This is a genomic window from Brevundimonas sp., from assembly GCF_036402095.1.
Lineage (GTDB): Bacteria > Pseudomonadota > Alphaproteobacteria > Caulobacterales > Caulobacteraceae > Brevundimonas.
In genome coordinates, this window is sequence record NZ_DASWTO010000209.1 from 1 (window position 1) to 10,815 (window position 10,815).

The 10,815-nt window shown below is 69.0% G+C and carries 8 protein-coding genes and 1 pseudogene; 7 read left to right on the forward strand and 2 right to left on the reverse strand.

Annotation, left to right across the window (positions count from 1 at the left end; translation table 11 throughout):
- Positions 1–172 precede the first annotated feature (172 nt).
- Positions 173–2,287 carry a flagellar hook-associated protein FlgK gene (gene flgK / locus VGD32_RS13895; RefSeq protein WP_331032473.1) on the reverse strand — a complete coding sequence of 705 codons (2,115 nt, stop codon included), beginning with the start codon at positions 2,285–2,287 and terminating at the stop codon, positions 173–175.
- A 404-nt stretch (positions 2,288–2,691) separates the two neighbouring features.
- Here flgK and VGD32_RS13900 point away from each other — a divergent pair, with 404 nt between their 5' ends.
- The 7 genes from VGD32_RS13900 (at position 2,692) to VGD32_RS13930 (ending at position 10,667) form a co-directional block, all read left to right on the forward strand.
- Positions 2,692–4,038, forward strand: coding sequence for a flagellar hook-length control protein FliK (locus tag VGD32_RS13900; protein WP_331032474.1), 1,347 nt, complete (start codon positions 2,692–2,694; stop codon positions 4,036–4,038).
- A 2-nt stretch (positions 4,039–4,040) separates the two neighbouring features.
- Positions 4,041–4,796, forward strand: coding sequence for a flagellar hook assembly protein FlgD (locus tag VGD32_RS13905; protein WP_331032475.1), 756 nt, complete (start codon positions 4,041–4,043; stop codon positions 4,794–4,796).
- Positions 4,797–4,809: 13 nt separating this feature from the next.
- Positions 4,810–6,264, forward strand: coding sequence for a flagellar hook protein FlgE (flgE, locus tag VGD32_RS13910; RefSeq protein WP_331032476.1), 1,455 nt, complete (start codon positions 4,810–4,812; stop codon positions 6,262–6,264).
- A gap of 164 nt (positions 6,265–6,428) precedes the next feature.
- Positions 6,429–6,719 carry a DUF1153 domain-containing protein gene (locus tag VGD32_RS13915; RefSeq protein WP_168046867.1) on the forward strand — a complete coding sequence of 97 codons (291 nt, stop codon included), beginning with the start codon at positions 6,429–6,431 and terminating at the stop codon, positions 6,717–6,719.
- A 117-nt stretch (positions 6,720–6,836) separates the two neighbouring features.
- Positions 6,837–8,048: a tRNA 2-thiouridine(34) synthase MnmA gene (mnmA, locus tag VGD32_RS13920; protein WP_414644425.1), complete on the forward strand. Its 1,212-nt coding sequence runs from the start codon at positions 6,837–6,839 to the stop codon at positions 8,046–8,048.
- Entirely contained in the window at positions 8,041–8,622 is a 582-nt protein-coding gene (locus VGD32_RS13925) for a hemerythrin domain-containing protein (protein WP_331032477.1), read from the forward strand. The genes mnmA and VGD32_RS13925 overlap by 8 nt, the downstream gene beginning before the upstream one ends.
- Positions 8,623–8,723: 101 nt before the next feature.
- Positions 8,724–10,667 (forward strand): S9 family peptidase, encoded by a 1,944-nt coding sequence (locus VGD32_RS13930; protein WP_331032478.1) that lies wholly within the window; start codon positions 8,724–8,726, stop codon positions 10,665–10,667.
- Here the strand turns inward: VGD32_RS13930 and VGD32_RS14270 are convergent.
- Positions 10,657–10,815: pseudogene (locus tag VGD32_RS14270) on the reverse strand (thioesterase family protein); the annotation flags it as partial. The gene VGD32_RS13930 and the pseudogene VGD32_RS14270 overlap by 11 nt on opposite strands.

The following is a 10,815-nucleotide window of genomic DNA, read 5'->3' on the forward strand; positions in this document are numbered from 1 at the left end:
CTCTGGGCCCCCTTCAGCGCCGTCAGGGTCTCGGCCTGCCGACCGAAGCCCGTCAGGTCCGTGGCGTTCTTCTGGGTGGAGACCCGCTCCTGCGCGTCCGCAGCGCGGGTCTGTGCCTTCATCAGGTCGAGAAGGGCCGACTGGTAGTTTCCGAAGGTCGCGACGCGGGTCATCAGATCATCCCCAGAAGCGTGTCGTACATGTCCTTGGCCGCCTGGATCAGCCGGGCGGATGCGTTGAAGGCCTGCTGGTAGGTGGTCATCAGGACCAGTTCCTCATCCAGGTTGACCCCCTCATAGGCCGTCTGGCGGGCCGTCGCCTCGGTGGCGAGGGCCGCTGCCGTATCATTGCGGTTCTTCGCGGCCGACGCCTTGCCGCCGATCTCGCCCGAGAGTTCCGAGGCATAGCGGGAGACCGAGATTGTCCCCCCGGAAGAATCGCCGGCGGCGGAGAAACTCGCCGCCCGCTCACCTGCGTCGGCCAGCAGCAGCGCGCCCCTGCCATCGCCCGGGCTCAGCGCCGAGGCGCCGACCGCCGCCGACAGGTTCAGTTGGGCCAGCGCCAGCCTGGCCGGACTCTGGCGGATGTCCGTCCTGAGCGAAAAGCCGTCCGCCCGCGAGGCGCGCACGCCCCCGCCGATGCCGAATAGTTCGGTGACCGAGACGCCCGACGGGACCTGAATGGTCGTGTCCTCGAGCACGCTCATCGTCGGCGCCGGATTGCCGTAGCCGGTGAAGCTGAGCGAACCGTCGGCCGCCAACGCGAACGTGCCGAACCGGCCGACTCCGGTCGCCGGATCGTTCAGAGCCGTGATCAGGTCGCCGACCGTGCCGCCGGCGGGCACCGCCACCTGAATGTCCCGGAGCTTCGACCCGCTCTCGCCCGTGAAGCGGAAGCTGAGGGCCTCCCCTGCCGTGAAGCCGTGCGGGGACGCCGCCATCAGGCCCGTCTCGTAGAAGGCGGGGCGGTCGGTCGAAATCAGGTCGTTGAGCCCGAAAAAATGCGAGAAGCCGCGACCGGCCTTGGTCGAGGGACTGGTCGCGTCGTCGGCCACGGCCACGCCATTCGCGCCGCTTGCCGAGAGGGTCAGCTTGCCGTCGGCGAAGCTCGCCGTCGCGGCGCCGCCCAGCTGGGCGTTCAGCACCGTGAGGAAACTGGCGGGAGTGGCGGGGACGCCGTTCACCGTCATGGTCGCGCCGCTGAAGATGATGTCGGCGCGGGCCTGCACGATTCCGGCGGCGTTCGTGACGGCCACGGTCGTCTGGCCGCTGAAGCCGGCGATCGCGCTCTCGAACGTCTGGCCGACGTTGCGCCCGGTCAGGCTGTTCGGGGCAGGAACCGCGCTGTTGGCGTTGTGAGCCCGGTTCAGCTCGTCGGCGACGTGAGCCACCAGCTCAGCCAGTCGCTCGGCCGTGGCCGGCGCCTCGATGTCGCGCAGCTCGACCAGGCCCTTGATCTCGCCGGACACGACGTTGTCCAGCAGCGAGCGCTTCTGCCCGCCGGGCTCGGTGACCCAGATTTCATTGAAGGCCGTCTCGCTGGTGACCGTACCCGCGCGGATGTAGCTGAGCGTCGCCGCCCCCTCCCCCGCCAGCAAGGTTCCCGCGCCGGTGCGGATCGAAACGCCGCCGACCGGACGGGTGGAGACCCGGATGTCCATCAGTTCGGCCAGTTCGCCGATCAGGGCGGACTGGGCGGTCTCGGCGCCGGAGGCGTCGCCGTTGACCACCGTCGCACGGGCGATCTCAAGGTTCAGGCCCTCAATCTGCTGCAGCAGGTTGTTGGCCTTTTCGATCGCGCTCTGGATGCGGCCGTCCGCATCCTCTCGCACGGCCTGGATCTGTTCGCCGATGCGTCCCGCTTCGTCGAACAGCGCCTGGGTCCGGAACAGGGCGTCCTGGCGGCGTGGTGAGGAGGTCGGGTCCTCGGCGCTGGCCGCGAAGGCCGCGAACACGCCGTCGACCTGCGAGAAGAAGCCGCTGTCGCCGCCCGGATCGCCGAACAGCGACTGGATGCGGTCATACAGTTCGTAGCGGACGCCCTGGCGCGCCGCCTCGGCGCCCGCGTTCAGGCTGGCCGCCTGAAGGAAGCGGTCGGTCGCCAGACGAATGCGCGCCACCTCGACGCCCGCGCCCATGCCCTGGCTGGTCAGGGTGACCTGGTCCGCGATCTTGCGGACGTAGCCGGGCGTGTTGACGTTGGAGACGTTGTCCGAGACCACCCGCAGCTGGGTCTGGGCCGCGGCGAGCCCGGTAGTCGCCGTGTTCATGATGGCGTTCAGCGACATGCGACGGCCTCCAACGCCTCGGCGCCCGGCAAGCCCTGCCAGCCGATGCGCGCTTTTTGCCCGGCGTCGTTTGAGGACGGCCCGGGCAAGTTACTGAATTTCCGCGAGATCGCGTTTCGCGCCTGTGTCATGACCCGAGAGGGGCGCAAACACCGGGCCAGACGCGGGCGGCCAGACGGTCCGACGGAACCGGGGCCGGCGGCGCCGGGCAATAAACGTCGGCACGCGGCAAGTTTCGACTGGTCGATGACGGACCGCTGGATCGCCACCCTCACAATTTATGTTGTACTTTCCGCTGGTTACAGAGGCAATCCGAACTGGCCCACGACTTGCGCCGGGCGTTCCGAATGTCCGGCGCAGCAGGCGCCTCGTCACCCTCGCTCCGGCGACACCCCCTCGGGACCATGTCCGCGCAAGCCGTGCTCTCCATGATGGCGCCCGCCGTTCCGGCGAACCCGCGAGGGTCGTCGGGCGCCGACGCGTCGGGGTTCGAGAACCTGCTCGCCACGGTGCTGTCCGGGGAGAGCGCCGTCCCCGACGTCGACGGCGGCGGGGCGCTGCCGTCCGCTGAAGCCGCCCCGGCGGAGAGCGTCGATGTGTCCGCTGCCGAGGACGTTGCTCCGACGGCTCAGCCGGTCGCCCTGCCCCTTCTCCCGCAGATGGAGCCGAAATCCGGCGCCGCAGACGGCGCCGAACCGCAGGTTCTTCCCGGCGCCGCGGCCGCGAAAGACACCGGCCCCCTCGTCCTGCCGGGCGTGGCGGTCAAGGGATCGGAGCCGCAAGTTCTGCCGGACGCGGCTCCGGGCAAAGGGGCCGAACCTCAGGTTCTGCCCGGGACCTCCACCGCAAAGGGCGCCGGTCCCCAGGTCTTGCCGGGCGCCGCCCCTTCCAAAGAGCCCGGGGCGCAGGGTCTGCCGGACGGCCAAACGACCGACGCCACGCTTCCGGCCGCGCGTGATGGAGACCAGCCCGAGACGGCTCCGTCCGCACCGGCGAAATCCGGCGCAACTCCGGTCCAGCCTGTCCTGCCGCCGCTGCGGCCCTTGGCCGAACGCGTTTCGAAACCGCTCGACGAGTCTGCAAAACCCGCGGAGCCCGGCACGGTCGTCGAGACCAGGACGATCGGCCCGGCCACGACCCCGCAGCCGGCGCCGGCGGCGGCGACCCAGCCGATCAAGTCCGCCGCGACCCAACCCGCCCCGGTCGCGGACTCCGGCCCGGCGCCGGCCGACGCCGCTCCGGCGGGCGATTCCGCTTCCTCCCCGACCGAGGCCGCCGCCCCCGTCCGGGATCACGCGGCGTCGACGCTGTCGCGGGCGGCGATCGACGCCACGGCGCAGATCGCCGCCCAGATTCTGCGCAAGCTGGAAGGCCGCTCGACGCGCTTCGAGATCGCGCTGAGGCCCGACGAACTGGGTCGGGTGGACGTGAAACTGGACATCGATTCCGAAGGGCGCCTGGCCGCCCGGCTGGCCTTCGACAATCCCGCCGCCGCCACGGACCTGCGGGGCCGGGCCGACGAGCTGCGCCGCCAACTCGAGGCCGCGGGCTTCCAGCTGGCGGAGGACGCTTTCGAGTTCACGGAACGCGACAGCGGATCCAGCGCCTTCGACCGGGGGCAGGACGCCCGCCACGGACAGAACCGCGCCTTCGCCACCGCAGCCCGCCTCAACGCCGAAATCGATCTGGCCCAGCCGCCGCAATGGCTGGCGCGCTCTCTCTCGCCCTCGGGCGTGGACATGAAGGTCTGACGATGGTCGACGCCGTCACCACCACCAATAATGCGACGAACCGGATCAACGCCGGCACGACCATGCTGGCCTCGAATTTCGAGACCTTCCTGGCGCTGTTGACCTCACAGCTGAAGAATCAGGACCCCCTCTCGCCGGTCGATTCCAACCAGTTCACCGCCCAGCTCACGCAGATGGCCGGTGTTGAGCAGCAATTGCTGACCAACGAACTGCTCAAGAGCCTGGTCTCCGCCCAGGGCGGTGGCGGTCTCGAGAGCGCGGCCAACTACATCGGCAAGGAGGCGACGGCCGCCTGGTCCGCCACCAAGTTCACTGACGGGGAAGCCTCGTGGAGCTACGAGATCGCCTCCAACGCCGCCTCCGCGAAGCTGGAGGTGGTTGACGGCTCGGGCAACGTCGTCTGGTCGGGCGACGCCCCCAACAAAACCACCGGCGTCCACGAATTCGCCTGGGACGGCGAGGCCACGTCCGGCAACGACGGCCAGGAAGGCCAAGTCTATTCGCTGAGAGTCACGGCCAAGGACGCCGCCGGCGGCGCCATCGACGCCCAGGTCCTGACCCACGGCCGCGTCACCGGAGTCGAGATGTACGACGGCGAGGTCTTCCTGACTGTCGGCAACTCGATCCTGCCTATGTCCAGCCTGATCGCGCTCGAGGAAGCGCGCACCGGCGAAACACCCCCTCCCGCTGACGAAGAGGACGAGAGCCTGCTGGCCTCGATCGCCTCATCGCTCAATCCCCTGAAACTGTTCTCGTAAGGAGCCCCGCGCCATGAGCATCAACAGCGCCCTACTGGCCGGCGTGTCCGGCCTGACCGCCAACTCCGCCGCCCTCGCCGCGATCTCCCAGAACATCGCGAACGTGAACACTGTCGGCTACAAGCGCTCGGCTGCAGAGTTCCAGACCGTGATCAACAGCCAGGTCTCCGGGGCCGGCTATTCCGCCGGGGGCGTGCTCGCCAGCGCCCGCCACTACACCGGCCAGGCCGGCCAGTTGCAGCGGACCACGTCCAACACCGACCTGGGCATCGCCGGCCAGGGCTTCTTCGTGGTCACCGAGAAGGCCGAGAACCTTCAGGTCACCGACGCGCGGCTGTTCACCCGCGCCGGGGCCTTCCGGGTGGACAACCTGGGCTATCTGAAGAACACCGCCGGACTGTATCTGCAGGGCTGGCCCGTCGACGCCGACGGCAACATCAACGCCGACCCCTCGGACCTGAGCCGTCTGCGCACGATCAACGTCGGGTCCGTCGGCGGCACGGCCGAACCGACCACGCGGGTTCAGCTCAACGCCAACATCAAGTCGAGCCAGGACGTTTCCGCCGAGGCTACCGACGCGGCCGCCGTGCCGCCCGGGGCCAACGCCTATGACCCGGTGACCAATTCGATGGCCATGTGGGATCCGGAAACCGGCGACGGCGTGAAGCCGGACTTCGAGCTGACCATCCCCGTGTCGGATTCCAAGGGCGGCCAGCGCACCATCGCCCTGTCGTTCCTCAAGAGCACCGTGCCCAACCAGTGGTACGCAGAAATCCGGGCGATCCCGGAATCGGACGTCGTCACCGGGGCCGGCCTGACCAATGGTCAGCTGAAGACCGGTCTGGTGGCCTTCACCCAGGACGGGCGGCTGGATGTCGCGGCCATGGAAGCCCTCGGCGCCGCCGCCCTCTTCGACGACCCCGCCGCCGCCACGCTGACCTTCGGCGCTTCCGACAGCGCGGCCCCCGGCGCGGGCGAGTTCAACTGGGCCGCCGGCCTCGGCATCGACGACCAGGTGCTGGCCTTCGACCTCAGCGCTTCGGCGGGCGGCCTGACCCAGTACGACAGCGCCTCCGTCGTCCAGGCCGTGCTGACCAACGGCACCGCCTTCGGAAACCTGTCTGAGGTCAAGATCGACGACACCGGCTTCGTCACCGCCATCTTCGACAACGGGGTCACCCGCCGCATCGCCCAGATCGCTCTCGCCACCTTCCCGAGCCCGGACGCCTTGCTGGAATCCACCGGCAACGCCTTCCGGGTCAGCCAGGGATCGGGCACCTACAATCTGAAGGCGGCGGGCACGGGCGGGGCCGGCACCATCGGCTCCTCCCAGCTGGAGGCGTCCACGGTCGATCTGTCGGCGGAGTTCACCGGCCTGATCACGACACAGCGCGCCTACTCCGCATCGTCGAAAATCATCACCACCGCCGACGAAATGCTCGCAGAACTGATCAGCATCAAACGCTGATCTCTGAGTAACGGGTCGTAAACCTCAATGAAATCTTTGTTGAATATTGAGTGGGGCGACGGAGGGCATTTTAGCCTTTCCTTCACCACGACGCTTAAACGGCCCTTAGCCGCCGACCGCTACGGTTCGAACCTTAGTGATGGTGGTCAATGAGGCATAAGCCCATGTTGCAAGAGCGACGCCTTAACAATCAAGGCGAACAGTACGTGGTCGGCCCGACGGGCACGCCCCTGACCCTGCACGATCTTCCGCCGGCCAATACGGACCGCTGGGTGATCCGCCGCAAGGCCGAGGTCGTCGCGGCCGTCCGGGGCGGGCTGATCAGCCTCGACGACGCGCTGGCGCGCTACCGTCTGACCGCCGAGGAATTTCTCGCCTGGCAGAAGGCGATCGACAAGTGGGGCATGCAGGGCCTGCGCACGACCCGCATCCAGCACTACGGCCGCGGCAGCTAGGACTCCTCCCCGAACGCACGACGGCCGCTCCCGGCGACGGGGGCGGCCGTTGTCGTTTCCGGCGCGGATTTTCCGGTGGCCTCGAAATCGCGCGCCTTTCGCACTAGATAGCGCGCCATGACGCTCGCAGACGACATCTGCCCGGTTCCCACCATCGCCCCAATGTCCGGCAAGGCCGACATGGATGCGGCGATCGAGGCCGCGCGCGCGGCGGTCGGCCTGCCTGTCGGTACACGTGTCGTGGCGGCCATGTCGGGCGGCGTCGACTCCACGGTGGTGGCGGCCCTGCTCCACAAGGCGGGCTACGACGTGGTCGGCGTGACGCTGCAGCTCTACGACCACGGCGCGGCGCTGAAGAAGAAGGGCGCCTGCTGCGCCGGACAGGACATCCACGACGCGCGGTTGGCGGCGGAAATGCTCGGCATCCCGCACTATGTCCTCGATTACGAGAGCCGGTTCCGGGACGCCGTCATCGACCAGTTCGCGGACAGCTATCTGGCCGGCCAGACGCCGGTGCCCTGCATCCGCTGCAACCAGACGGTCAAGTTCCGCGACCTGCTGGACGTCGCCCGTGATCTGGGGGCCGAGGCGATGGCGACCGGCCACTATGTCCGCCGCGCCGTCGTCGGCGGCCGCCCGCAGATGCGCAAGGCGGTCGACCACTCACGCGACCAGTCCTACTTCCTGTTCGCGACGACGGCGCAGCAGCTCGACTATCTGCGCTTCCCGCTGGCCGATCTCGAGAAGCCGCAGGTGCGCGGCGTGGCGGCGGAACTCGGCCTGCGCATCGCCGCCAAGCCGGACAGCCAGGACATCTGTTTCGTTCCCAACGGCGACTATCGCACCTTGATCGACAAGCTGCGCCCGCAGGGCCGCGAGGCCGGCGACATCGTGCACATGGACGGCCGCGTGCTGGGCTCGCACTCGGGCATCACCGACTACACCATCGGGCAGCGGCGCGGACTGAACGTGGCCGTGGGCGAGCCGCTGTTCGTGACGAAGCTGGATCCGGCGAAGCGTCACGTCATCGTCGGCCCCCGCGAAGCCCTGCTGACGGCGGCACTGACGCTGGACGAAACCAATTGGCTTGGAAACGAGCCGTCGATCGAAGCCGCGGCCGCGACCGGCGCGCCGGTGCTGGCGCGCGTCCGCTCGACCCGGCCGCCCTCGCCGGCACGCCTGTCGCTGGTCGACGGCGCGGTGTCGGTCACCTTCGAAACGGGGGAGGAGGGCGTGGCTCCCGGCCAGGCCTGCGCCCTCTATGATCCGTCCGATCCCGATCGGCTGCTGGGCGGCGGCTTCATCAAGACGACGACGGCCGTTGTCTGACACGCCGGCCGATCTGCTGGCGCTCGCGTCACGCTCGGGCCTGCCCCCTGAGTTTCTGTATCTGCGCGACGGCTTTCCCCGCGAGCGGTGGAGCATGGGCGGGCTGCACCCGACGGCGCGGCGCTGGCTGCACATGCACAGCGGTTTTCGCGCCCATCAGGCGGAGATGGCGGCCATGATCGCCGCCTGGCATGGGGATCAGATCGATGTCCGGACGCTGCACGGGATGCTGATCCCTACCCTTCAACAGTTCCTGCAGCATCTCGACGGCCACCACCGGATCGAGAGCGGTCACTATTTTCCCGCCCTGCAGCTACTGGAGCCGCGCATCACGGCGGGGATAGAGCTGCTGGATCGGGATCACGAGGCCATCCATCAGCACATCGAGGCGATGGTGGCGACCGGACGCGCCCTGCACGGGGCGGTGACCGGCGGCGCGGCGGACTCCGGCGACCGGGTCGAGCGACTGGCCGACGTTCTGGATCGCGCCGGTCCCCAGTTGGCCCGGCATCTCGACGACGAGGAGGACATAGTCATCCCCCTGATCGCGCTTCGCGGCGACCCGCTGGACTGAAGACGGACGACGGCCGAGGTTAAATCCGCGACAGGTCGCATCTGAAACGGCGACCGCCCCCCTCTGACGATCACCAACCATCGTTCAACAGGGGCTCCCCGATGAAATCCAACACCGCCTGCATGGCGTCCATCCTGACGCTCGTCATGGCCGCGCCGCTCGCCGCTGTTCCGGCGCGGGCCGAGCCGGCCACGGTCATTGCGCAGACGCCCCAGGCCCCCCGCACCTACAGCGCCGCCGAATTCTTCCAGACCCGCAGCTACGGCATGTCCAGCCCCGCCGGGCTCGGCTTCTCCGCCGACGGACGCTCGGTGCTGATCTCCAGCGACCAGACCGGCGTGTTCAACGCCTATGCCCTGCCCGTCGACGGCGGCGATCCGGCTGCGCTGAGCGCCTCGACAACGGTGGCGACCCGCGGGGTCAGCTATTTCCCGAACGACAACCGCGTGTTGCTGACCGCCGACAGCGGCGGCGGCGGAAGCGAACTGAGCCACGTCTATGTCCGCGAACTGGACGGAACGATCCGCGACCTGACCCCCGGCGAAAACGTCAAGGCCGACGTGCTGGGCTGGAACGGCGCCCGGGATACCTTCTGGGTCACGTCGAACGCCCGCGATCCGGAGGTCTTCGACCTCTACGCCTATGACGCCAATACCTATGAGAGCCGGATGGTGTTCGAGAACCCCGGCGTCCTGATCGCCGACGTCTCGCCGGACGGGCGCTGGCTGGCCATCGACAAGCCGGTCACCAGCGCGGACAGCGATGTCTATCTGGTCGACCTGCAAGGCGACCGCGAGCCCCGGCTGGTCACCGCCCACGAGGGCGATGTGGCCCATGCGACCTACGCCTTCACGCCCGACAGCCGGCAGTTGGTGTACGGCACCAACGCCCATGGCGAGTTCTGGCAAGCCTGGACCCACGATCTGGCCACGGGAGCCAAGGCTCCTCTGATCCAGGCGGACTGGGACGTGGAGTTCGTCAGCTTCTCGCCCTCGGGCCGGTATCGCGTCTCGGCCCTGAACGCCGACGCCTCGACCGAGCTGACCCTGCTCGACACCGCCACAGGGCAGCCGGTGCGCCTGAGCGGCATGCCGGCCGGCAGCATCGGCCAGGTGCGCTACAACGCCGACGAGACGCGCATCGCCTTCACCGTCTCGTCCGACACCTCGCCCAACGACATCTGGACGGCCGACCTCGCCACCGGTCAGGCGCGTCGACTGCTGACCGCGCTCAGCCCGGCCATCGACGAGGCCGATCTGGTCGAGTCCACCATCGTTCGCTACGCCGCGTCGGACGGCGTGATCATCCCCGGGGTGCTCTACCGGCCCAAGGGCGCCTCGGCGGCGCATCCGGTCCCGGCGATCGTCCTGACCCACGGCGGGCCGGGCGGGCAGAGCACGCGCGGCTACTCGGCCCAGATCCAGCATCTGGTGAACCACGGCTATGCGGTGCTGGCGGCCAACAACCGGGGCTCGTCCGGCTACGGCAAGACCTTCTTCCACATGGATGACAGGGCGCACGGCCAGGCCGACCTGCAGGACATCGTCGACGCGGGTCGGTGGCTGCGCCAGCAGGACTGGGTCGCCGACGACCAGGTGGCGGTGATGGGCGGATCGTACGGCGGCTTCCTGACCGCCGCAGCGATGGCCTTCCACCCGGATGCGTTCGACGCCGGGATCAACATCTACGGCGTCACCAACTGGGTGCGGACGCTGGAATCCATCCCCGCCTGGTGGGGCGCCCAGCGCGACGCCCTGTTCGACGAGATGGGCGATCCGGCGACCGACGGCGAGCGTCACCGTCGCATCTCGCCCCTGTTCCACGCCTCGAGCATCCGCCGGCCGATGCTGGTGGTGCAGGGGGCCAACGATCCGCGGGTGCTGCCCGTCGAAAGCGAGGAACTCGTCGCGGCGGTCCGGGCCAACAATGTGCCGGTCGAATACGTCCTGTTCCCCGACGAGGGGCACGGCTTCCAGCGGCGCGACAACCGCATCACCGCGCAAGAGGCGTATCTGACCTTCCTGAACCGCTACGTCAGGAAGTAGGTCCGCGCGTCGGCATCAGCTTGCGACGCTGGCGGACGAGGGCGATGGGGCGGCCGTCGGGGGCGTGGGCCACGCCGTCCTCGACCGCCCAGCCTCCGCCGACGTCGCGGCTTGTGAAGTGGAAGTAGGCCCAGCCGTCGGGCGAGGT

Bases quoted from the DNA above. Each gene is read 5' to 3' on its own strand.
- flgK (WP_331032473.1), bottom strand. From the start codon at position 2,287: ATGTCGCTGAACGCCATCATGAACACGGCGACTACCGGGCTCGCCGCG.
- VGD32_RS13900 (WP_331032474.1), top strand. From the start codon at position 2,692: ATGTCCGCGCAAGCCGTGCTCTCCATGATGGCGCCCGCCGTTCCGGCG.
- VGD32_RS13905 (WP_331032475.1), top strand. From the start codon at position 4,041: ATGGTCGACGCCGTCACCACCACCAATAATGCGACGAACCGGATCAAC.
- flgE (WP_331032476.1), top strand. From the start codon at position 4,810: ATGAGCATCAACAGCGCCCTACTGGCCGGCGTGTCCGGCCTGACCGCC.
- VGD32_RS13915 (WP_168046867.1), top strand. From the start codon at position 6,429: ATGTTGCAAGAGCGACGCCTTAACAATCAAGGCGAACAGTACGTGGTC.
- mnmA (WP_414644425.1), top strand. From the start codon at position 6,837: ATGACGCTCGCAGACGACATCTGCCCGGTTCCCACCATCGCCCCAATG.
- VGD32_RS13930 (WP_331032478.1), top strand. From the start codon at position 8,724: ATGAAATCCAACACCGCCTGCATGGCGTCCATCCTGACGCTCGTCATG.